The 22105-nt window shown below is 44.6% G+C and carries 25 protein-coding genes and 2 pseudogenes; 8 read left to right on the top strand and 19 right to left on the bottom strand.

The genetic code is table 11. The features are described from left to right. Window positions 1–25: 25 nt before the first annotated feature. The 3 genes from ACFQ0N_RS31335 to ACFQ0N_RS31325 all read right to left on the bottom strand — a co-directional run bounded on the left by ACFQ0N_RS31335 (window position 26) and on the right by ACFQ0N_RS31325 (window position 1870). A complete protein-coding gene (locus tag ACFQ0N_RS31335; RefSeq protein ID WP_379333926.1) occupies window positions 26–742 on the bottom strand; it encodes a PoNe immunity protein domain-containing protein in 717 nt (238 codons plus the stop codon). Between the two features lie 80 nt (window positions 743–822). Further along, window positions 823–1260: an SMI1/KNR4 family protein gene (locus ACFQ0N_RS31330; protein WP_379333924.1), complete on the bottom strand. Its 438-nt coding sequence runs from the start codon at window positions 1258–1260 to the stop codon at window positions 823–825. 55 nt (window positions 1261–1315) lie between these two features. After that, window positions 1316–1870, bottom strand: a complete 555-nt coding sequence (locus ACFQ0N_RS31325) for a hypothetical protein (RefSeq protein ID WP_379333922.1) — start codon at window positions 1868–1870, stop codon at window positions 1316–1318. A 277-nt stretch (window positions 1871–2147) separates the two neighbouring features. Between ACFQ0N_RS31325 and ACFQ0N_RS31320 the strand changes: the two genes are divergently transcribed. Next, on the top strand, window positions 2148–2747 hold the full coding sequence (locus ACFQ0N_RS31320; protein ID WP_379333920.1) for a DUF4062 domain-containing protein: 600 nt from the start codon (window positions 2148–2150) through the stop codon (window positions 2745–2747). A 77-nt stretch (window positions 2748–2824) separates the two neighbouring features. On the opposite strand, the gene ACFQ0N_RS31315 is transcribed toward ACFQ0N_RS31320, so the two are convergent. From ACFQ0N_RS31315 to ACFQ0N_RS31305, 3 genes are all read right to left on the bottom strand, one after another. Next, window positions 2825–3343 carry a DinB family protein gene (locus ACFQ0N_RS31315; protein WP_379333918.1) on the bottom strand — a complete coding sequence of 173 codons (519 nt, stop codon included), beginning with the start codon at window positions 3341–3343 and terminating at the stop codon, window positions 2825–2827. 96 nt (window positions 3344–3439) lie between these two features. Then, window positions 3440–4201, bottom strand: coding sequence for a helix-turn-helix transcriptional regulator (locus ACFQ0N_RS31310; protein ID WP_379333916.1), 762 nt, complete (start codon window positions 4199–4201; stop codon window positions 3440–3442). Further along, on the bottom strand, window positions 4183–4410 hold the full coding sequence (locus ACFQ0N_RS31305) for a helix-turn-helix transcriptional regulator (RefSeq protein ID WP_379333914.1): 228 nt from the start codon (window positions 4408–4410) through the stop codon (window positions 4183–4185). Before ACFQ0N_RS31305 ends, ACFQ0N_RS31310 begins: the two co-directional genes overlap by 19 nt. A 202-nt stretch (window positions 4411–4612) precedes the next feature. On the opposite strand from ACFQ0N_RS31305, the gene ACFQ0N_RS31300 reads away from it, so the two are divergent. Continuing rightward, the gene (locus ACFQ0N_RS31300) at window positions 4613–4993 is read left to right on the top strand and encodes a VOC family protein (protein WP_379333912.1); all 381 of its coding nucleotides are present in this window, start codon (window positions 4613–4615) and stop codon (window positions 4991–4993) included. 147 nt (window positions 4994–5140) lie between these two features. Here the strand turns inward: ACFQ0N_RS31300 and ACFQ0N_RS31295 are convergent, their stop codons facing one another. The 6 genes and pseudogenes from ACFQ0N_RS31295 to ACFQ0N_RS31270 form a co-directional block, all read right to left on the bottom strand. Further along, window positions 5141–5329, bottom strand: coding sequence for a hypothetical protein (locus ACFQ0N_RS31295; RefSeq protein WP_379333910.1), 189 nt, complete (start codon window positions 5327–5329; stop codon window positions 5141–5143). A 178-nt stretch (window positions 5330–5507) separates the two neighbouring features. Then, on the bottom strand, window positions 5508–6080 hold the full coding sequence (locus ACFQ0N_RS31290) for a hypothetical protein (protein ID WP_379333908.1): 573 nt from the start codon (window positions 6078–6080) through the stop codon (window positions 5508–5510). Window positions 6081–6319: 239 nt separating this feature from the next. After that, window positions 6320–6802, bottom strand: a pseudogene (locus ACFQ0N_RS31285) (alpha/beta hydrolase); the annotation flags it as partial. Then, a pseudogene (locus tag ACFQ0N_RS31280) lies at window positions 6778–7293 on the bottom strand (HAMP domain-containing protein); the annotation flags it as partial. The pseudogenes ACFQ0N_RS31285 and ACFQ0N_RS31280, both read right to left, overlap by 25 nt. A gap of 69 nt (window positions 7294–7362) precedes the next feature. After that, window positions 7363–7977 carry a hypothetical protein gene (locus tag ACFQ0N_RS31275; protein WP_379333906.1) on the bottom strand — a complete coding sequence of 205 codons (615 nt, stop codon included), beginning with the start codon at window positions 7975–7977 and terminating at the stop codon, window positions 7363–7365. A gap of 228 nt (window positions 7978–8205) precedes the next feature. Continuing rightward, complete coding sequence (locus ACFQ0N_RS31270; RefSeq protein WP_379333903.1) at window positions 8206–8613, bottom strand: Lrp/AsnC family transcriptional regulator; 408 nt, start codon at window positions 8611–8613, stop codon at window positions 8206–8208. 117 nt (window positions 8614–8730) lie between these two features. Between ACFQ0N_RS31270 and ACFQ0N_RS31265 the strand changes: the two genes are divergently transcribed. Then, the gene (locus ACFQ0N_RS31265) at window positions 8731–9519 is read left to right on the top strand and encodes an MBL fold metallo-hydrolase (protein ID WP_379333901.1); all 789 of its coding nucleotides are present in this window, start codon (window positions 8731–8733) and stop codon (window positions 9517–9519) included. Window positions 9520–9672: 153 nt separating this feature from the next. Here ACFQ0N_RS31265 and ACFQ0N_RS31260 read toward each other — a convergent pair whose 3' ends face one another. The 3 genes from ACFQ0N_RS31260 to ACFQ0N_RS31250 all read right to left on the bottom strand — a co-directional run bounded on the left by ACFQ0N_RS31260 (window position 9673) and on the right by ACFQ0N_RS31250 (window position 13434). Next, window positions 9673–11544 (bottom strand): leucine-rich repeat domain-containing protein, encoded by a 1872-nt coding sequence (locus ACFQ0N_RS31260; protein ID WP_379333899.1) that lies wholly within the window; start codon window positions 11542–11544, stop codon window positions 9673–9675. Between the two features lie 441 nt (window positions 11545–11985). Next, entirely contained in the window at window positions 11986–12447 is a 462-nt protein-coding gene (locus ACFQ0N_RS31255) for an SMI1/KNR4 family protein (protein WP_379333897.1), read from the bottom strand. 222 nt (window positions 12448–12669) lie between these two features. After that, a complete protein-coding gene (locus tag ACFQ0N_RS31250) occupies window positions 12670–13434 on the bottom strand; it encodes a hypothetical protein (protein ID WP_379333895.1) in 765 nt (254 codons plus the stop codon). Window positions 13435–13860: 426 nt separating this feature from the next. Here ACFQ0N_RS31250 and ACFQ0N_RS31245 point away from each other — a divergent pair, with 426 nt between their 5' ends. Both ACFQ0N_RS31245 and ACFQ0N_RS31240 read left to right on the top strand, forming a co-directional pair. Continuing rightward, window positions 13861–14901, top strand: coding sequence for a hypothetical protein (locus tag ACFQ0N_RS31245; protein WP_379333893.1), 1041 nt, complete (start codon window positions 13861–13863; stop codon window positions 14899–14901). A gap of 30 nt (window positions 14902–14931) precedes the next feature. Further along, on the top strand, window positions 14932–16146 hold the full coding sequence (locus ACFQ0N_RS31240) for a hypothetical protein (protein WP_379333952.1): 1215 nt from the start codon (window positions 14932–14934) through the stop codon (window positions 16144–16146). A gap of 286 nt (window positions 16147–16432) precedes the next feature. On the opposite strand, the gene ACFQ0N_RS31235 is transcribed toward ACFQ0N_RS31240, so the two are convergent. The 3 genes from ACFQ0N_RS31235 to ACFQ0N_RS31225 all read right to left on the bottom strand — a co-directional run bounded on the left by ACFQ0N_RS31235 (window position 16433) and on the right by ACFQ0N_RS31225 (window position 18487). Beyond that, window positions 16433–17395: a HEAT repeat domain-containing protein gene (locus ACFQ0N_RS31235; protein WP_379333891.1), complete on the bottom strand. Its 963-nt coding sequence runs from the start codon at window positions 17393–17395 to the stop codon at window positions 16433–16435. Between the two features lie 109 nt (window positions 17396–17504). Then, on the bottom strand, window positions 17505–17885 hold the full coding sequence (locus ACFQ0N_RS31230) for an imm68 putative immunity domain-containing protein (protein ID WP_379333950.1): 381 nt from the start codon (window positions 17883–17885) through the stop codon (window positions 17505–17507). Between the two features lie 38 nt (window positions 17886–17923). After that, a complete protein-coding gene (locus ACFQ0N_RS31225; protein ID WP_379333889.1) occupies window positions 17924–18487 on the bottom strand; it encodes a uridine kinase family protein in 564 nt (187 codons plus the stop codon). Window positions 18488–18899: 412 nt separating this feature from the next. Between ACFQ0N_RS31225 and ACFQ0N_RS31220 the strand changes: the two genes are divergently transcribed. The 3 genes from ACFQ0N_RS31220 (at window position 18900) to ACFQ0N_RS31210 (ending at window position 20422) form a co-directional block, all read left to right on the top strand. Then, window positions 18900–19487 (top strand): TetR/AcrR family transcriptional regulator, encoded by a 588-nt coding sequence (locus ACFQ0N_RS31220; protein WP_379333887.1) that lies wholly within the window; start codon window positions 18900–18902, stop codon window positions 19485–19487. 19 nt (window positions 19488–19506) lie between these two features. Then, entirely contained in the window at window positions 19507–19845 is a 339-nt protein-coding gene (locus ACFQ0N_RS31215; protein WP_379333948.1) for a DUF1801 domain-containing protein, read from the top strand. A gap of 64 nt (window positions 19846–19909) precedes the next feature. Further along, a complete protein-coding gene (locus ACFQ0N_RS31210; protein WP_379333885.1) occupies window positions 19910–20422 on the top strand; it encodes an SRPBCC family protein in 513 nt (170 codons plus the stop codon). Window positions 20423–20610: 188 nt separating this feature from the next. Here ACFQ0N_RS31210 and ACFQ0N_RS31205 read toward each other — a convergent pair whose 3' ends face one another. Further along, entirely contained in the window at window positions 20611–21975 is a 1365-nt protein-coding gene (locus ACFQ0N_RS31205; RefSeq protein ID WP_379333883.1) for an effector binding domain-containing protein, read from the bottom strand. Window positions 21976–22105: the final 130 nt, after the last annotated feature.

Genomic DNA, 22105 nt, shown 5'->3' with positions numbered 1-22105 from the left:
CTACTTTTCACCTGAATGATAAAGTCTATTCAATATAGTGCGCTATATCAGCGGGATAATATTCGTGAGTTTGTAATATCTTATCATCTAAACCTAATAATTTTATAAAAACAGCACTTTCAAAACTCCAATATCCAAAGAAAGTATCGTGTTTACTCTTATGATTTTCATACCAATAAGTGAGTTTCATACTCTTGTACCAATTTTCATCCAAATATTTTTTAATGGCTGAAACATCTTTTGTCTCCATCAAATCTTTTAAAAAACCGTATTGATCTGGATAACTTAGCTTAGTGGAAATATCTCGGTAAGGTATTCTGTAAGATATAATTACATCAAAAAAATAATCTTTTCTGTTACTATTGTCTACAACTGCTACAATTCTTTCAAAATCTTTCTGCTCTATTTCCAGTAATATTCCTAAAGACAACATCCAAAGTACTAAAACATAATTATCAAAATGTATATCATCTTCCGGAGTATTGCCTTTATCTTTCCATCCAATTTCGAAACGTGAGATGACATCTACAAAATCTCTTGTCAAATTTTCCAAGGGGAACTCAGAAGAATATTTTGCTATAAATAAATGCAGAGAAGTTTTGAATATTTTATTTTTAACAGATGGAATCATATCTTCCTTAACTTCTCCTTGTTTCAAGGCGTTGTCATAATAGCTTATATCCTCTAATTCTAATTCTAAAAAACGATCAAAATATTCTTTGGACTTAATATTTGTTCTCATATTTATCACCTCTTTTTGGGGAAGTTGCTATGTCAAATTTACATCATACGTTCGACAGAGAGTGTCTCAAAGCCTTTAGTTCAATTTAGAAATGTTTTCTCTTTGGATACAAATTCATTCAGAAAATCTGTAAAGCTGTTTGCGACTAATTCATATTCTTGTTCATCTTCATATTCATGTTGTAGAAAAACCACTTGTCCATAACTATCATTTTCTAAAGACAGTAAATATGTGTGCCCATGGATATCTGTGGCAAAAGGTATCTTTTTCCCAAAAGAAATGCCTTGTTCAGCATAAACATATATATGTTTCTCTATTGAAAATCCATATTTAATGGGAGAGAAACTATAATATTCGCTTTCAACTTCTCCATTGCTTTTTAGATAAAAGGATTTAAACGCTACGGGCAATTCTGCACCTATAGTTTTCTCTAATTCCCCGAAGTCTGATTCGTTGAGTTCTTTTACAGGTTCTTCTTTGCATTTCTTGACAAATGCCACATATTCATTAAATTCCATTTTTGACACCTCAAACACATTATTTTACCCCTCCAAGGGTGGCCACTCTTGCGTATCACCCCAACCATTCTTTAAATTCATGCACTCTCCACTCATTTTCTTTAATTAGTCTTTCATCCTCCAAGACCACTTCATGTGCGTGTCTGATCATTTTCTGCCCTTCCAACTGAACACCTTTATATAAGTCGGTTAAAACACCATTACATATTAAAGCGAGTGAAGCCGCTGAATACCATCCTATTCTAAATTCAAAACTATCCCGGGCACTAATTTTAAAAATAACTTCAGTGTCTGCCTCTCTTAGCCTTTTCTCAATTGGGTTTAATTGTTTTTGTCCGCTAAACAACTTAGTAAAAAGGGATTGCTTCTTAATCGGATCTTCATTACGACTAACGAACAATTCATAACCTGTTAGCAATTCGATGTTATTCAGACTCCTGTTTGGACAATCATAAGTAACAATCTTAAAAGGAAGGAACCCTGAATGATTATGGAATGAAAAATTCGGATATATATCTACATCCATATTAAATTTCCTAATTTGAGCCAACCATGTTGGTATAATTATGTCATTTAACCCTTTTAGTTGAACAGATAGTTCGTAACCCATATAATATCATTCATCCCCTATCCTAATTTTTATTTGTATCCTACCAGACAATAGGTTTCGCACTTGAAATAATTTCAACATTAGGCGAAACCAACCTGCTTGTCAATCATTTCTATCATCAGCGGGGTAACAAGCGCGAAGCATGAATATATTGTTAGATGGAGTCAGTTGCATCTTCATATCAACTTAACCCTTCCCAGAGTAAATCTCGGCAAATATTGATAACTCGAGTGAGCCCATGTACAATTAATAGTAAATTTCATTCTAAAGGTGGCCTATGAGAAAAAAACTGCAAGTCTATATATCATCTAATTATTCCGATTTGATTGAAGAAAGGCATGCCGCTGTAGAAGCGGTACTTAGAGCCGGTCATATCCCTGCTGGAATTGAGCTACACTTCAAAGAGCCATCAATGGGAATTATTAAGAAATGGATCGATGATTCCGATGTTTTTGTCCTAATTATTGGAGGAGCCTACGGTTTCATGCTTCCGGACGAATCCAAAAGTTATCCGCATTGGGAGTATGATTATGCGGGAGAAGCTGGCAAACCCAGATTCGCGTTCGTGGTCACAGATGAAGCATTGAGACAAAAGCCGTATGACTTCGTAAGAATGAAAAACTACGGGAAGCACGTGAGATTCAAGCGATCCGTAATGGAAAGCGTACCTATATATTATGTTGAGGATATACGGCACATTATGTTGGTGCTGCGCGAAAAATTGCCGGAGTATGAAGTAAGGGACGATTTGCATGGCTGGATTTCCGGCAAGGATGTCCCCGACGTACAAAAGCTATTGGAAGAGAATGCGAGTTTGTTGAAAGAGAATGCTAAATTAAATGCTGAGCTAGAGAAAAATAAAAGAGCAAATGAATGATAATGGTATGGCAAAAGAAAAAGCCAAGTGCGGACGGCGGCATCGGGTGAATGGTGCCGCCGCTCGCTCAGCCCCGTTTACCGCTGACCTTTCTGCCGTTCCAGCAAATAAAACATATAATCAGTCGGGACCCCGGCATACCCTTGCTGCCTCAGCATCGCGGTCACATTGCCCCGGTGATACGTCCCGTGGTTGACCACATGCCGCAGGATGTCGGAGAAATGCGTATCGAGACGGCCGTACTGCGGATGCTCGATCGTCATCTCCTTGTCCGGGTCGGGCGTACGCCGCAGCAAATCGCGGAACTGTTCGGCGACGTCGGCGAACAGCCGCCGCATCTCGTTCACGGTTTTGCCCTGCGCTTCCTCCGTCCAGCCCGGGATCTTCGGAAAAATGTTCTCGTTCGGAACTTCCGCGAGCACGGACATAAAGAGCTGTTCGAACACGTACATGTGCCCGAACGTTTGCGACACGGACGGAAACACGCTCGTCACTTCCGCAAGGAACGCATCCTTTGGAAGCTGTTCTAGGTGAGCGAACAACCGGTCGTTCGCCCATACATGATATTCGTACAATTGATGCGGGTGCTGATGCATGGATAAATTCACCTTTCCTTTATTCGTCGTCGTTTGGCTGCCGTAGCCTTGTCTCCATCGTATACCGGTTTCGCTGACAACCGTTGTCAGCGAAGTTCAATTGGGATCGCCTTCGTAATGTTTTGCGATTCCGTATGCCATTTCCTGGATCCGACGTTTCAGCTCCAGCGGCTCCCGAATGCGAATGGCTGTGCCAAACGTCATCAGATACATCGGAAGGTACTTGTTCATCGTCGGGACGTCGAGCAGAAACCGCGCCTCCCGATCGGTCCGTTCCGTCAAATAATGGCGCAGATGCCAGTGGCCGCAAACCGCGTTCAACGTGTCGGGATCTCCCTCGATGCGGATATCCGTCGGCGGTCCGTCCGCTTCCCGTTCCCGCTCTGACTGGTTTCGGAAATAGGCGGCCGCAGAGAAACGTTCCGGCTTTTCGAACCCCGATTCGGTCGGCTCCAGCCGAACGATACGGTCCACGCGGAACGTCCGCAACCCCTGAGACTGATGGCAGAACGCGACAGCGTACCATTCGTTTCGGTCGTAAGCCAACCCGTACGGATCGACTTCACGTTCATCGGCCTGCTCCTCATTCGCTTTGCGATAGGCTATGCGGACCGTTCTCCCGTCCTTCGCGGCCTGCTCCAGGTCCCGCAACAACGGAACGACGGAAGGCGGACGCGCCGGAGAAATCACATCCAAGCCGTTCGTCTGACGGGACAGATCGTGGCGCTGCTCTTCGTGCAGCCCGTTCTCCACCTTCTTCAACGCCCTTTCCAGCTCCTCCGTATACGGATAGCCAGCGCCTTGCGCAAATTTAAACGCATCCACAAGCGCCTTCAACTCTACAGAGTTGAAGAACAATGGCGTCTCCTTGAAGCTTTCCAGAATGCGAATGCCGCGTCATGGCCCGATTCTGCGACGACCGGCACGCCGCTGGCGCATAATGCGTCGATATACCGGTACACGGAGCGGACGCTGATCTCCAAACTGTCCGCGATTTGCGCGGCGGTGAGCTTCCTTCCGGATCGCAGCATCCAAAGCATGGACAACATGTTATCCCATTTCGCCATCGGGAGCATCCTCTTTTCCTCACAAAATTTAACTGATTTGAGTAGGCCACCGAATTTGCAACCCACTAATATTGTTTTTTCAAATGGGGTACAAAAATAGTACATCATTTTTGTTTCCTCTACAACAAATCTCCTGCAGACTTTTCCATATTAAACTGCCCGTTTAGCTAAACGATCAATATATTTATCTTCGAGACCAGATATGTCGGAGGATGCAAGAGCTCAAGCTGAATTCTATACTCATGCGCTCGGTGGGGAGATCCTTTCCGTTATGACGCATGGGGAGCTTCCTGGAGCAAAGGAAGGACTCAAGAACAAAGTCGTTAACTTAAGTCTTATGGCTGGAGGAATTCATTTCTTAATGTCAGATTCCGTATTTGAGCCAATAATTCGAGGTAACGCTGTACATCTTAGTCTTGAGTTCGCGACAGAAGTCAAAGCCCGAGATGCCTTTGATAAGTTAGCTAAGAGCGGAAATGTGAAGTGCCCGCTGGAGCCGGCATTCTGGGGCGCCTTGTTCGGACACATCGAAGATAAATACGGCGTGATGTGGATGATCACCACTGCAGGACTGACTGCCTAAAAAAGAGCAAAAGTCCGCCCGAAAATAATTTCGGACGGGCTTTCTTACGGGTCTTTCGGCGAAAGTAACAAGGAGCTTGTCGCGGCGCGATAGCTCCTGAACTTCTTTTCCCTACGCACTTCTTCCGAACGCCGACCGAAATGGCTTTCAATCAAGGCGCCTCCGGCGTCTTGCGAACTCCAGGTAGACCTCCTCCAATGTCGGAATCCGCCCTGCGGGAATGTTCGCGTCCCGGCCATTTCCGTGCGCCTCGCGCAGCATGACCGATTTCACTGCTGCGGCGATTTCGGCCCGGACACGGCTCCATCCGCCATGAAAAGCACCTGATCGACCCAATCCTCGATTTCCATTTCGCTTGAGCGATCGACAATCTTCTTCTTTGCCCTATTTCCGTCAACTTGAGGCTGAGTTGGTCGGCGTCGAAGGCTCGTTCAGCGAGTGAGTGGCCTTAGTAGCCCCCCATTCAACATCGGCGGTAGAAAGGAATGTTCGACATGGATGTATGCGTATATTTTCAAAATTCATATTTCCCAAATCGTTTTCTGAGCGTTTCTTCGTGCGGTATCCACTCCGAATCGCTCCATAAAGACATACTTACGAGATCCGACAGCTTATCTACGGCTTGTACCGGACTCGTCATGCTAATGAAGTCGTTAAAATCCTCATTGCGGATATCCAACGCTTCCCGCAGGTAGTCATCATTAAGACGCTCTTCTTGGAGTTGTTCATATTCATCCCTCGTCCACGGTTCACAAAAGATTCTTTCGGCCTGAATGTCCCCATTCTCGAAAAACGACAACTCGAATATTTCCTCATTCATATATCCGGCGGTCATCACTGGCTCATCGATAAGCCGGGACAACGTTTTGCCGATCTTCTTCACCGTACCCCATACAAAAAAATCGTGGAGCACGCTGATCCAGTTCTCGTTGCTTTTGCTTACGTACATGACAACTTTGCTCTCTTGAGCCTCATTATTTGGCTTGCCTAATACATCGGCGTGCTCTTCGCTTAGCTCTCTTAATGCTTCTAGAGTCTTCTCAAGGTTTTTCGACTTGATATGCAAATTTGCGAATGATCTTCCCACGAGATGGCCTCCTCTAATCGCTTTCTTATTCAGCCTGATTCTAATCCGTATCCTGCAGATTGGTTCTATGTATGTCTCTTATTTCCATTATAGTGATCGTCTGTCCTGAGTCTACCTACTTTTCACCTGAATTTTGGATATGGCCGCACTTCGCTCCCCTCATTAAAATCAAAGAGAGTGTCCCTCCGTCATTTTATGACTTTTGGGACACCCTCTGTATCATGAACCTTTTAGTGCACTTATTTTAATTCTTGCATAAATTTTCTGAAGTTTTCAGCGATTTCTTGTGACCGGAGATGGTGTAAATAATGGCCGCCTTCAAATGTCATCATTTTTCCCTGTACAGAATTTTTGGCTTGCTCTTCATGGAGCGGTATCCACCCTTCATTACTTGTATTACCCGCATCTACAAACAAATTAAGGGGTAGTTCTTTGGGGAATGTTAAATGTTGAGCCCCTTTAAAATTAGAAGAAATACTTTGCAATTCATTCAAGGCAGATTCATTATACATGTTTTTAAGCATAATCATTCTCATTTGTTCTTTTGTTTCTTCATCAAACGGCAGTCCAGCATAGGGGTCAGAACCTAGTTTCAGCATCAATCTGCCGAAACCTGATTGTTTGAGTAATTTAAACGTTGTTATCGGGAATTTGACATCCATACCAGCTTGTGTTGGAACACTGGTATCGATTCCGGCAAATGCACGCACCTCATCCGGATAGGCTGCGATTCAAGCAAACTCAGCTTTAGCAGGCTGTCGCTCATCTTGGACATCCGGTATGCTTCAGCGATGATAATATCGAGATAACGGCTTCGCTCATCATCTGTGATGTCTGCTTGTTTGAGCGCCAAAGTACCCAGCTCACCTTTTTGCTTAATGTTCAGCTTGAAGTTGAAATCGCCACCTGCTATATGCCTGGTCGCTTGTGTCAACTTTTTGATCGGTCTGACCACGAACATGGCAGCAACCAGAATCAATAAACATCCTGTTCCCAACGAAATGATTAAAAAGTTCCAAATCCACTTTATGATAAAAGGGGCGGAGGGGGGACCAATCGGTTCTATAAACATTGCTTTCGTGCCCGTTTCAGTTGTAAACGGCAACCCTAAGAGAGTAGTAGAGATACCACTCGGATTGACCTGAACAATTTCTCCGGACAGTACTTTCTTCACTTGTTCCATAGTCACAGTGGCAGGTTTATGTCTGTTCAGGGTAACCAAGCCCGCGCACCGTCTCGATACGAAAATCGGGTGTGGCTGCGAACCGTTCGCGCAGGCTAACTACTTGCTATTCATAACGAGCTTATATTTCTTAAAAATCCACGAGTTAATCATGTCATTCATCGCACTTTTGCTTATGCGAACAGGCGGTTTTTGCTCTTGCAACGCATCTGCTGCATGTGCCGAAAAACGAAGCGGCTCTGTGCTTTTCTTGATATCGTTAGCTACTTCATCAAAAAACGCATAAGTTAACGGCCGATGTTCCCGAATATCCTCATAAATATAGTACTTCCCTTTTTCATCCTCCAAATCAATTTGAAAACCTTTGGGAAGTGAAACCATTAAATACGGTAATTCATCTTCTGCCCATTGCTGGAAAAATGGAAACCTGATACTTTCATTTCTTACAAAGAATCCAGAGCTTTCATTGCCAATAGTAAAAGAAATGGAGTATACAAAGAAAGGGTGATAATCGGGCTTTTCTTGTCTTGTAAAATATTGGTAAAATTTATTATAAGCCTCGTACACCTGATTTTGGTCATGTTTTGTCTGGGCATAATTAGTACAATTAAAGTGGGCTTCTTTCTGCTCAAAAAGTTTCAAAACACTTTTAAATTCTTCTGGCGTTATGAAAAATTTAAGTTTATAGAATCCGCTGTGTTTCAATCTGTCCATTTATCTCACCGCCATAATAAACATATTTTATACTATCAAAGTTTAACATACATCACATCTAAGAAGTTTGATACCTATTTCACACGTCCAACACATTTTCCTGGCTCCTTAACAACATTATTTTTCGCCGTTACAAAAACGAACAAGCGCCGCGGCACGTGACGACGAACTTTTATGCCTGTTACGAAAAACTGTCTTAGTCCGATCCCTTGGTCTAATTCCACCAACTCACCCAATCACTAAAGAAAGCTTGTAGTTGGCATATTCGTTTAATAGGTCTAAAAAGGTATTAAGTTCTGCGTTGGATGGAAAGCGCAGTTCAACTAAATAACAACCTTCGCCGCTGATTTTATGCTTTCGTTCAATGTATTTCTGGTGATCTTCTAAAAAGGAAAGCATAGGCGCATGATTGGTGCTCTTCGTGTAAATATTGATATAAGCTTGAACGGGGCGGCCCAATTTGGCCGGGTCGGTGATCGCAGCATAGCCAAGAATGATGCCTGCATCCTCAAGCTTCTCCACACGCAGTCTTACGGCTTGGGCGGTCATATGCACCTTAGCCCCGAGTTCTTTCATGGTGATTCGTCCATTTGCCGTTAACTCCTCGATGATGGCAAAGTCGGTTTTATCAAGCATCGTCTACACCTCTTTCATAAATCAAATATTCAGCGGAATTTGTTTTCGTTTCTCTGTGTACCCCTACTCCACGCTTCGTTAAGATTATGATATCAAAAGTAAAGGGAGAGAAGCGATTTGAAACTGACACAAGTTCGCAATGCAACTTTAAAACTTGAATTTGGAGGAACCTGTTTTTTAATTGATCCGTTCTTCGCTGATGTTGGTACACTGCCGCCATTTCCGAACACACCGAACAGTGACCGGTGGAACCCAATGGTGCCATTACCGGTTTCGGTCGATTCGTTGTTGAATGTCGATGCAGTCATTGTTACACACATGCATCCTGATCATTTCGATGAGTCTGCAGTGCAAGCAATTCCAAAAGAAATGCCTATTTTTGCTCAATCAGAGGCGGACGCTTCGGCTATGCGAGAAAAAGGGTTTGAGCATGTAGGGTTGTTGAAGAAGGATATGAGGATTGGTGACGTAGTCCTGCATAAGACGTCTGGCCAACATGGAAAAGGGGAAATTGGCAAGCAGATGGGTCCGGTCTCGGGCATTGTTTTTCATCATCCTGATGAAGATACACTATACATTGCCGGAGATACCATTTGGTGCAAAGACGTTGAGCAAGCCATTAATACGTATCAGCCAGATGTAATTGTTGTGAATGGAGGAGCTGCCCAGTTCCTTGAGGGTGGCTTGATTATTATGGGTCAAGCAGACGTGTTGTATGTACATGAAGCGGCGCCAAGCTCAACAATTGTCGTCTCACATATGGAAGCGATCAATCATTGTCTGCTCACAAGAGCAGAACTTAGGGCGTTTGCCGTAGAAAAGGGACTCGAACGGACGCTCCTCGTACCGGAAGATGGAGAAACACTCATTTTCCTTCAAGATGGTCTTTCGCCGCTTGAAGCTTAAGCTCAGCAGAATAACTGCGGTTATGGGTATGAACTTTCCTTTTGATCACAAAAATGCCCCCTACAGTAACAGGTTTTATTCTTTCACCTGTCTACCGTATGGGAGCATATCAAAGGAAATATAGAGCGTCTTGTTTTTAACAAGCTTGTTACCTCAATAAATCAAAATTCCCTTGTCAAGAACAGATTTGTTTTGCACTTGATTCCCAAAAATATATAGCTTCTGCAATTTGGGCAGGTTCACTAAAGGCTCTATATTGGAAATCGCGTTATTTTCCAAATGAAGCTCCTCAATTTGCTGCCAATTTTTCATAAAACTTAACGATCCAAGCGAGGTATCCTGCATCGTAAATGAACGCAGAGCCGTAAAATCAGCAAAGTAAGGCATCATCTTGTCTGTTTCATGCAGCCAGTCTCCATTGCCTATGCGAAAATATGGGTTATTTAACGTTAAATGTTCCAGCGTCTTATTCGCAAACGGCTTCTCATCATTAAATTGAAACGAACATTTATTACAATTTAACGTTTTTACATGCTGCAAATTGAATAATGCATCCGTTTCACTGAAAAAAGTCGTCTCATCCAAATTCAGTGTTTGCAAATTCGGCAGACGGTTTAAAGAACTAAGGCCTGCAAATTCTCCGCGCTCTATCAATGAAAGCTGCCCCATCTGGGGAAATTTCACTAAATCCGCCCCATCCAGATTATCAATCGACCCGAGGTGAACTGTTAAAGACTTTAAAGCGGGCGCCTCTAACTTTTGCAAGAATGAGTCTGCTAGTTCCGCCTGCTTTACATTTGGTGCTGTGATCGGTGATGCAGTGCCACTGTAACCCGTTATTGTTAATTCGGTCAGTGAAGGCAGACTATTCACAACCTCAAAAGATTCCACATGATAGAGAGAAGCTAACCGCAGCTTCGTTAATGATTGCTTATTTCTCAGGTGTTCTAAATTCGTAATGTCAGCATTTTCAATATCAAGCGACTGCAGCTTCGGCATATTTTGTAAAAAATCAAGTGTTTTTAAATTTCTGACCAACGTAAGCTTTAACTTTTGCAATTGACTTAGAGCATAAAACGAACTGAAATCTGTCGCATCACTATTATCGAGTGTTAATGACGTTAAACCAGTTAATGAAGACAGCCACTTCAAATCATTGATCATTGCTAAAGACAAGGATTTTAATGATGACAGCTGATTCAAGATATGGAAGTCGGTAACAGACTCATCGACATATGAAATTTCAAGCGACTGCAGATTCGGGAACTGTAATAATAAAGCCATTTCCTCATTACTTCGAATTTGTGTGGAAAGTTCTACGATATTCGCTTTATCGCCAAAATAATGGGCAAACGAACTAAATGATTCGTTAAAGCCACCTTTATAGCTTTTCAGCCCTTGTAAATGCCGAAAGCTAACTTGGTCACTTTGTGTAATTTCGTATTCACCATTCAAATTTAACACGGATAGCCCGCTAAATGCCTCAAAGTCTTTCTGTTCGATTCTTTGTTTATTCAACAGCTTATCTTTGATTACATAGCTGGAAATCTCAGCTTGCTCATTCGTGAACGGATCGTCAAAGCTGTAGCCTATGTGCCACTGATCATCATCACGATAAGCGGACAAATAGCGGATCGTTGCGATTTCCTCTTCTGTCGGCATCGCTGCCCCTTTATTAAAAATATCCTTTAGGAAGAACAGGAGAGCTTCGCTTTCAGGCATCGTTCGGACAGGTATCTCTTTTTGAATGCTGTACTCTGTTTGATTGTTGGCCAAAAAGAAATATCCAACTACCGCACAAATGATGATCAACGGCAATAGGAGGATCTTTGAGTTCGAGTTCGATTTTGGCCGTGCCTGGGCAGGGGTGGTTCCATAATAATTATTAATCGTCTGGTCCACATAATAGACGTTATTCTCCTTCAACAATAATTCGGTTCCACAATACGGGCATTTGATCTTCTTTCCTTCTTTATATTCAATGTTCCCCTGACAATTGGGACAACTTAATTTAATTAATTCCACTTGCCGCCCTCCTAATATCCTTATCTACTAAAGCAAATTCGCTTGTCTTTAAAATCATATCACAAATTGGCGAATATTGGGCGAGTTACGGAAGACGTTAATTATGAGATTCATCAAGATTTACTTATTCATAGCAAACCTGCCCGCTACTTCACCAAATAAAAAGGAACCGCCGTTTGGCAAGCTCCTCCGTAATCGTATCCCGTTAGTTATATTTATTTTTCCCTAGTCTGACTAAGTCCGGGCCTGGTTCCACACATGGGATGTTACAACCATATGGCACAAGCAGTTCTATTGCTTTTCCACTACCCGCACCAATCTCAAGAATAATAAATCGATAAGCGCCGCGGCGCATAGTTTTCAACCGACTCACCATTCATAAAATGTTCCTTGAGCAGGGCACCTCAAACAAATCCACCAACGGGACCCTGGATGGTCAAGCTACGATGAACGCTCGTCGATCAACCGTTCTAAAAACTCCGCAAACGTCGAAGCATACGTGTCGATCAAGTCATTCATGAGATCATAACACATAATCGGAAATTCACCCTGTTCATCTTTGGAAGACGTATCAAAAAAATAAAGCTCGTCACTATCCGGAACGAACAAGTCTAGTCTGTGGGGAAACCGGCTTACCCACCAGTCCTCAGCCAAATTCAGCCTATGTATATAAAGAAGGTCGCTGTCGTTAATTTCTCTGTGTTCCGGAGATGCGATCGTTAGAATATTTCCACCATTCAACTGGGCATTTCCATAATGAACCAACCACCAGCGGTAAGACGGAGGCAGGCTGAATCCTAATTCCTCTTCCACTTCCGCTATCCAGCTCTCTTCCGCCCCATGACCAGGAAACCATTTTAAAGCGGAAGTCGTCTTCAGTTTGTCTGCCAAACGCTCATACATGGGTTTCATCCTCTCTCCCTGCAGCTGTTTAATTGCCAACTTTCATCCTATTGTATCACATGAAAATTACTGGCATCAGTGCCCAATATCCCAACTCTTCAATGTCACTTAGGATACTTCTCGGCTTAACGGATCGACCGGCGATATCCGCCGCAGCGCTTATCCGCCAACCTTATATACCCGATCCAAGGGCTTCGTCTAATGAGCACGGGGTCTGCTTTTCTACGACGCCCTCTCTTTCCCGCCGTTGACTGAAAAGATATGAAGTGGTCGATTCGGCGAAATATCGACCTCAAGTGGAATGTTCAGCTTCCATGCGGCTATATGCAAATTTTGCAGCAGCGTGAACCATTCTGCGTCCGAGCATGCATAATTTTTCGTTTTGATGGTCAAGTTCCTGCCATCCTGCTGCTGGAATGTGATCTTTATGCCTCCAATATTTTCCATACTTGCATTGCAATCTACGACGATTTTCCTGATTTGATCTGTAGGCAATTGATTTTTTTCAGAAAAAATAATCCGGTTATGCTCATAATCTACGACGATCCGCTGGGTCTTTATTGTGCTGTAAGTAAGTGTTAATCGAGTCGTGGGGGATATGGACGAATCTGTACTTGCTTGCAACTGCGCCGTTGCTTCAAGCGCCTCCAATCTCCGATTATTCAGCTGTTCATTTATTTGCAACAACCGATCCTCCACTTTATAATGGCCCTCGATATATCTAATAGGCAGTTTGATGACCTGCTCGGGCGTATAAAGAATGTATTCTTGCAACCAGAAAAAACTAAAGCGTGCGATTCTGAATTTTTGCTCGACCCCGATCAGTTCATCGAACGCCACATCGTAGCGGCGGCCCCATTTCGAGAATTGAATCCGATCATGCGACTTTACGATGGAATACGGTGGCCGCAAGTAGCCGGATAGCGCTGTTCCGCTTATGAACAAAAAAATGCCCAGACACACAGCTGAAGCATTGATCGCCAGCATTTTCAGATCTTCCGACAGAAAGGACAACCATCCCATGAGGGGAAATTTTACCGAAAGGATCAGAACCGAAAATATTCCAATTAAGAGAAGTGACACAAAAAGTGATATCAATGCAGCAAATCCAAGAGATTTAAACAACGATTCCCGCCTCAGTGTTTCAGCCGGCGGTTTGTTCTCTTGCTCCCATTGCTTCAGTTTACGCTGATGTTTCGTGTTTATTTGTTTATTCATAGTTAAATTATAACACTTCCCCTAGTACAGATGAAGCGTGCCGGAATAAATCGGGCGATTAATCAATCATTGACTGGGGGACTATTCTGATTAATCTCTTTAAATGCTAAAATAGAGAGATACGGCCAAGGAATTGCAGTGAAAGTGCTTGCTTTATAAGAGGGAAGAAACTATACAAATATCTGGAGGAATACGATGATTCTACTGTCTCCCACGAAAATGCTCGTAGGCTCTTATGGCTTTTGCGCGAGAAACAATGAGGCACCCGAGGTCTTTTTGTATGACAAGGAATGCAGATTATACCGCCTTGATGAGGGCTTGACGCTTCATGAAGCAGGGTGTATTTATAACCATGCAAAGCTCCATTTCAACACCATATCGTTTCATCCGTTTATGGAGCGGGCTGCCTTTATGATGGAGGAAGATGCACTTGGCGTAGGAGATTTTGCGGGTCAACTGTTGTGGAGCAAGGTCGGGGAATTCGCATGCGTCTTGTTCTCGCGTGATGGGAAGCTGATTTGGACTGCACAGAAGTTGGACGAGAATCGTCTTCAAATATTGGTGTATCGTAGCGAGGATGGCACGCTGGTGCATGCACACGAAATGGAAGATCCGCTATGTGACAGTACGCTGCGAATGATGGATATACCTGCCTCGGACTCCGTAACGCTTGAGCTTGCGGCTGGTCAGGATGGCGTCTCCGTATACGAATTGTCGATTCAAGGGAACAAGCTCTGTATCCAAGACATGTTTCCGAATAGATGCTATATTACACCTGCATGGCATCCTGGCGGCAGAAAGTTGTTCACACTAGAAAACGATATGTGTTTGTTTGCTTGTTTTTCTTACCCTGGATTGGAGCTGTCCAAGGAACAGCTTGAAGAAGACCACGATTACGAGGACTCCGATATGAACCCGGGCTATGAGATGCTCTATCTGAAAAATGGTCTAACCGTTACGCAAAATATGAACAATCGGTTTTTCCTGTTTGATCCAAGTCAAATGGAGCAAATTGACGAATTAGCCTTCGCTGGATATGAGCCTGTACCAACGAATAAGGTATTCCCGCGTTTGGAGGAAGATACTTCCCCCTACTCGCAAATTAGCTCGTTTGAGAGAGTCGGCAAGCTATTCATAGCCAAAACCGGCTCACTACACGAAACACAGCATGTGCTTATTATTGAGGAAGCCGCAGTGGTTGAGGCAATCAGCCTTCATTTACATCGACTTTCATAATGCAGGCGATAAGAAGAAGGGATGAAGGAAATGCCAAATAATAACCCAGCTCGGCCCCCCGTTGGTTCTATTAAAGAAGATGGTCGTTATCCCATCGATCTAACAGGCCCTCACAGCCATACGCTTGTCATTGAGCCCGGCGTGGGCAGCCTCTCCATTGGACCGTCGCAATTGAGCAAGAAGGCAGACCTGTACGTCGAGCCTGATGCACATATCGATTGGACTGTGTTCGATGCCTTTGCCACGCCGGCCGGCTCGCCCTGGCCACGATTTCTGTACTACACAGGCAGCGACGCCGGATTCTTCGACTGGGCTCGGGAACGCCCCATTGAAGAAATGACGTGGGTTCCGATCTTGTCTGCAGACACGGTGGCTGACGCCAGCCGCTCCAAATTGCATGGCTTGCATATCGAGCTGGACCAGTCTGGAAGCCGGCTGCACCTGAAGCTTCAGAAGCGGCTTGATTATTCCCGCCTAAGTGTGTCCGGCGATCTGTCCCGCTTCTCGGCAGATGGCGATATGCCATACTCTCTGACACTGGCGCCGCGCACCAGCCGACGCAATAATGGCGTTCCCTTCCTGCTGCCCGACCTGGGTGAGCTGCATCAGGTCACGAATCTGACGCTCCGAAACGAACCGTTGGCACAGCCTATCTCGCTGGAGTGTCTAAGCCGGTTCCCAAACCTTACATCACTGAGTTTGTGGGGCAACTTCTGCGACTTGGACCAGTTGGCTCGTCAGGCCCAGTTAACAAATCTGGAGCTGCGCTTCATGCCTGATCTGGGTGACTTGCCGCCCTTGAATACATGGCCGTTGCTTGACAGATTTATCGCCTTTAACGTAGAGGAGATCACGGGCAAGCGTCTAAGGCAGCAAATGAAAACACGGGCTAACATCCGCCCGTGGACCGAGTATACTTCAGTGAGCAAATTGCGAAAGCCTGAGTGGTGGACGACCGAGTTTGGCCGCCCGTTTTCATCCTGGCCCAAACGTCTGGCTAAGCTGGCTAACGAAGCCTACGACGTTGCCCAGGTAACCCTGGCCCAGGCTCGCAGCCTTGCCGAGGCCGAGGCCGCCATTACCGCCTTTACCGTACGCTTCAATTCCCTCAAAGGCATCGAAACTGTTGAGAGAGAAGACCTTGGCGAAGCAGTATGGCAACTAAGCCAGTCTGACCACCTAATCAGCCAGCCTATACCGGAGGAGATGGCTCAACGCTGGTTCGATGCAGCGCGCGATTACTGAATAAAGTGAAGGACCTTCCGATTGAAAGGGACGCTTCCAAAAGTCATATTAAATGACTTAGGGGCGCCCCCTTCTTCATTTTTCCTGCGGGATGCTCCATTCCGCGTGCCCGATCGTGCATCATTTTTTCGATGCATAATCGCCAGAAGCCAGCATTTTAACTGCTAAATTGGACGCAGTAGTTTCGTGCAGTTGATTGGACCCGGCAAACCGGCATATCCGGAAGCATTTGAACGGCTGCGAAAAATCCGCCGCGGCGCATGATTGCATTAGAAAGTGTTGGTATTCACTCTGTATTGCCGACTTTCGTCAATTCGGCCAGCCATTTCGCCTCATGTTCAAACAGCTTATCCGCTTTCGAGGTGCGCAGCGCTTGCAGCAGTTTGTTGACTTCTTCCCTATTCGGCGCGACTTTCCAAAGAAACGATATGCCGTGCATCAGTTCGCTCATTGGAAGTTGCCCGCCCCCTTTGCGCTGCCGCGATACAATCGTTTTGACCCGGCTCAAGACGGTTTCCGTTTCCGAAGCGCCTCCCCATTGGTCGAGAGCTTCCATCGCGCTCCATTTCACATCAGGTGACCTGTCGTTTTCAAGCGCCGTTACAAATAAAGGCACATGAGCGCCATCCCCGAAATCGGCGGCAAAGCGGATCGCGAGACTGCGAATTTCGGCGTTGGGGGATTCGATGAGTGCAAGCACGTCGGGGAGCGCCTCCCCCAGACGGAGCTCCTTCAGTGCCCACAGCGTATAGATGATGTCGTACTCGTCGTTCGAGCGGCGGATTATTTCAAGCAAACGACCCTTCACTTCCTCCGGCCGGCAGCGGGCCAGCACCCGAAGCGCTTCTCTGCGGATCGAACCGTCGCGTGACTCTGACAACGTGAGAAACGGTTCGGCGTCCGGTACTTCCGGCACCCGCGCGAACGACCACATCAACCGGGACTTCGTTTGCATCCTCGTCGTTTTCGCGAACTCGTCCAGCATCAGGCGGACGGCCCTGGAATCCTCCGTATTTTTCGCCAGATGGCTCCATAGGAAGCAGACGTTCACCCTTGTTTCATCGTCCCGCGCTTCCTCTAAAACTTGTGCCGCCGCATCGATCATAGCCGGATCGTCCAAGCGTTCCGCTTCACGCAGCGCCTTCCAAGACACTTGGTCCTGCGAGTTCCGAACTTCCCTCCCTTGCTCATCCGTCTTGATCGTCATGCGGTGCAGCAGGTCTCGAACGTATTGTATACCTTGACTCATAATCAGCCCTCTCCGTTCTTGTTTAACGTTATGTGCGATTATCGGGAACCTATTTCTGATCAAATGGTAATTCCCGTACCCGCTCCAGGGGGTGGAGAACGTAAGCAACTTATAAGAGCTCATCTGCGATCATTTTTGCCTTTTCCGCAAGCTCCTTCATATCTTCAGCTGGAACAAGCTCGGCTAAGTCGTAAGCCAGCGGATTACGGGAAAACTTGTACAATTCATCCCGAAGCAGGCTTCTTTTTTCTTCGGAGGCATCAATATAAAGTTTGCACGGCTGCCTAGCCTCATCCAAGTCATGCAAATCGACATAGCCTGATTTAAGGGACTCCAACACATTAGCTGAAAGATCGATTAGAGCACTGCAGGCGAAATCAAGTTTTACCCGAAACATGCTGTTAGCACTTTTCATATCAAATCCAATACTTCCGCCGTTTTTCAAGTCTCCCTCGGAAAGCAGAACATCGAAACCCATGTCCTTTAAAATCTGAAACGAAATATGTTTACCTTCATCTTAGTAATGACTCATTTTCCTAGCATACTAGTTATCCAACAACTGATAACATTTTTCAATTTTCCTTCTAGACGGTTACCATTAACAATTATATCGGCGAAATTCTTAGTACGCAGTACATATTCTATTTCTCTATGTTTTGCAGCCTCTAGGTAATATGTTGCAACTTCCTCCAAACCCATTCCCCAACTTTTCATATTTCTGCTTATCCTTCGATACATGCGTTCATCTGAATCAAGATCAACAAAGATCTTTAAATCTAACATTTGTCTTAACTTTTCAAAGTATAGTGCGAAAACGCCCTCTACAAGAACGACATCAGGATGCTCTTCAGCATTCAGTAAATTGTTTAAGTACTCCATTAACTTGTTATAGTCCAATGCGTCTGGATGGTTGAAATCGTCGTATTCCACATTTGATACAGGCGACACTATCTTTGGCAAAGTCTTTTTATAGAAATCGTCTGTTGAGACAACAGTTACTTGATATTCTTTGAGTTCTTTCGCCAGTATTTCGCAGAAAGTCGACTTCCCGCTGCCCGAACCGCCTGCAATTCCTACAATAATAGGTTTCAATTTTGCCAGCTCCTATTTTTTTGAATTTGAAATAATTAAACACTTCAATAAAACTTCAACTAGGGAGAGCCATTTTCCTGTCTCTTAGGTTTTCTATCATAAACTTCCCGAACTTATCTAGTGACAGAATTACTGTTATCTGACGAAAACAGCAGTTATGGGAAACTGAACATATCCCTCTTGGACTAAATAATCCATAACTTTGTTAATTATGTGTCTGGATTTATTGGACAACCCCATTAAATCTTGTACGGATAAAATGATATTATCAGTTATAAATACATTAATACTAACAATTATAGTAAGTTCGTCGAGCGATGCAGGTCTCTTGACGGGAGGATAAATTTGGAATACAATAATGTCAGTCACCACTGACAGACATTATGTGTATCCTACAGAAAGGGAGCTGATCATGCGTCAAACTAAACAGAGGAGCGCGGAGAAATTGTTACGGGCTGCGATCGACCTAATTTCGGAGAGAGGCTACCACGGCGTGACGACACAGGAGATCGCCTTATCTGCCAACTTAAGCGAAAAGACGCTTTTTCGACATTTCGGAACCAAGCAAAATTTGCTCGAAGCCGCCCTGGAACGTTTTCAGTATGCCGAAGAGATGCGAGTACTCTTCAACGAGCAGATTGTGTGGGAGTTAGAAATCGACCTACTAGCCATCAGCAAAAAATATCATGACATCATGAACCGAGACCGAAAGCTGATTCTGATTGCCTTAAAAGATGAGGTCCATATCCCTGGCTTTAAAGAACGTCGACTGCAGCATCCTCGCCAACTGTTGACGTTTCTGACAGATTACTTCACTACAATGAGCGAGAATGGAAAAATAGCTTGTTCGAACCCCACCATGCAGGCATTTACGTTCATGATGGCTCAATATGGTGCGTTCATTAACAATTTGGATTCCAGAGAGAACTATCCCAATATCGGTCTTGAACAATTCATACAAGAGAACGTGAAGATATTTGCCAGGTCCCTAACTGTCTAAAAGGAGCTGCAAAATGATGATGAACGAGGAAGTATCCGCATTTATCGAAAATCTTAATCAGCCGTGGCAAATCGAGGTTAGTAACCGACTGCGCCAAATGGTGCATCAATCCATCCCGGAAGCCGAAGAGCGCATGCAATACAAAAAGCCTCATTTTCTAAAGCGTGGACATTACGCGGCCGTTATTTCGCCATCGAAAGATGCCATTGCATTCATGATCATGAACGCAACCGGTCTTGCTTTCCCGAAAGGTTTCGAAGGTCCTGCCGAGCGAAAATGGCTTAAAATTCGCGAAGGAGATACGCCTGATTACGAGCTGCTGTCAAATCTGTTGTTTCAAGCTTCAAGCACGTTGTAGCGAAGAAGAATCACCAGAACATTAACCTGGGTGCTGACACCCTTCCAAAACAAGGAGGATTCTCATGAATAACAATCCGAATCAACCGATAGAAATGGCATTCACGCGAGTATTCGATGCCCCTCGTGAACTTGTTTTTAAAGCGTGGACGGAGCCCGGACATTTCGCGAAATGGTGGGGGCCCAAGGGATTCTCCCTCGAAGTCGCCAAAATGGAGGTTCGACCAGGCGGCATGTTTCTAGGTTGTCAGAAGTCTCCGGACGGGAGCCACGTCATGTGGGGGAAGTTTGCATATCAAGAGATAGTTGCACCGGAAAAAGTGGTTTTTGTTCAATCCTTTTCCGATGAGCAAGGCAACACGATCCGAGCGCCATTTAGCGGGAATTGGCCTCTTGAAATTATTAATATTATCACGCTTGATGAAAACGAAGGGAAAACTATCCTGACGCTGAAAGGCGGACCTCTGAACGCATCCGCTGAAGAGCAAGCGGCCTATGATGCCATGGCACCAATGCTTCAACAAGGTCTCGAAGGTACATTCGATCAACTCGCCGACTACCTGGTCTCCCAGAAGTAAATTCCGATAAAAAAGTTAATAGACCAAATAGAATATAATCACTTTAATGGACATTGCGCATTTATGATTCAACTAAGAAAACATTAGCTCAATACAACAGTGGCAGTCTAAGACTTTATTTCCGAGTCCTAGTCCGCCGCTGTTTCTTTTCTGATACACATTGTCGTGACTTCGTTAGTTTAGTTGTGTTAAGTGATCTCTTTCGCGCCAAAATGAATCCTGACGAGTGTGTCCAGAGTCACTTTGCCGTCATCAATTAAAAATTCCTCGAACCATTTACCCGTCATCATATATTTTTCCTGTTGATCAAACCATTTGTAAAATGCTTTTCCTGTCGGTTCTAACATACGATGTACTGCAGGCGTGACAACAAACAATTCACCTTCACAGTCCATCAAGCTGATACGGGATTCTTCTGTTGTCGATACATTTTTCCCGGTTACGTCCATATGAACCTCATAATAAAATTCCTCTTCCGATACTCCTCCGTTGTTCTGTGCTCGAATCCTCAGACAAGACTGGTCAATGCCTTGAGATAACGCCCAAGCTATCATGACGTCAAATGCTTCTTTCTTTACTTGGTGCCATTTCCTTCCCTTTCTGCCGACAGCCTTGTAAGAAGCAGCCCGGTAAGGTTGAAGTTCAATGATTTCTTTTGTTTCCGTTACTAGAGGTTCGATCGGAATGTAGATCTCCATTTCATGCTTTTCTAGAGGCGTTCCAAGGTGGGTAGCACAACGCATATCATATTGTTCCATAATCGGCCCGGCGGCTGTTTGATACGACGAACTTGGGAACCACTCTCTGAATATGTAGTCATACGTTCGTCCTATTGACTCCCCAACCGGTCCAATCGCCGTAAACCTAGCATATTTTGTTTTTGGGATGTTCCGCACTGTTGTTCCAGGTGGTACATGCTCTACACTTGTTACCTCAATTCCAATAAAATAAGTGTATCCGCTTTCGTCTCGATCGACCGATAATGCGTAATCAATTTCTTTTTCTGGTTCTACTCGTAGATGTGAGATATTGCCGAAGGTTTGCTGCCACTCATCGAAATACTGTTTCCACAGAGCGGTCGAAGATGCATCATCTTCAATTCTACATTCTATACCAATCAGCTTCAAAGCCGGTTTTGTAACAATCACAGTACGAGGCTTGTAGTTCATCACATCTACAGCTCCTTTTTGCTGTTGTGCGAGATTGACAGCGTGGAGTGCAGGCAAAAGAAACCGGTTCCTTCGATAGTTTTCTGGAGTTATTCCATACGTACGTTTGAACGCTCTTCCAAAAACGTCATGGGATTCAAAGCCGAAATCATATGCGATATCAACTATTTTTTCATTGCTTTGGCTTAGTCGTTCTGCAGCAAGGTAGAGCTTGCGGCCTCGTACATATGACATGATGGTGGAACCCGTGTAGGCTTCAAACACACGTAAGAAATGTGACTTAGAGAAACCGGTCAATGCTACAAGTGACTCACACGTAATGTCTTCCTGCACATGCGTCTCAATATAATTTAGTACGGATTGAATTCTTTGCTCATAATCCATGGATGTGCACCTCCACAGCATTGATTGTAGCATGGAGTACAGTTGGCTTCTCGATGTTTTTTCTCGTATTGATGTGGAATTATGGACTGTTAGCTTGATAAAATGAAAATTCCGCCGCGGCTCATAATTG

The organism is Paenibacillus sp. GCM10027626 (assembly GCF_042676285.1).
Taxonomy (GTDB): Bacteria; Bacillota; Bacilli; order Paenibacillales; family Paenibacillaceae; genus Paenibacillus_Z.
This window is presented reverse-complemented; position numbering and strand designations above follow the sequence as displayed.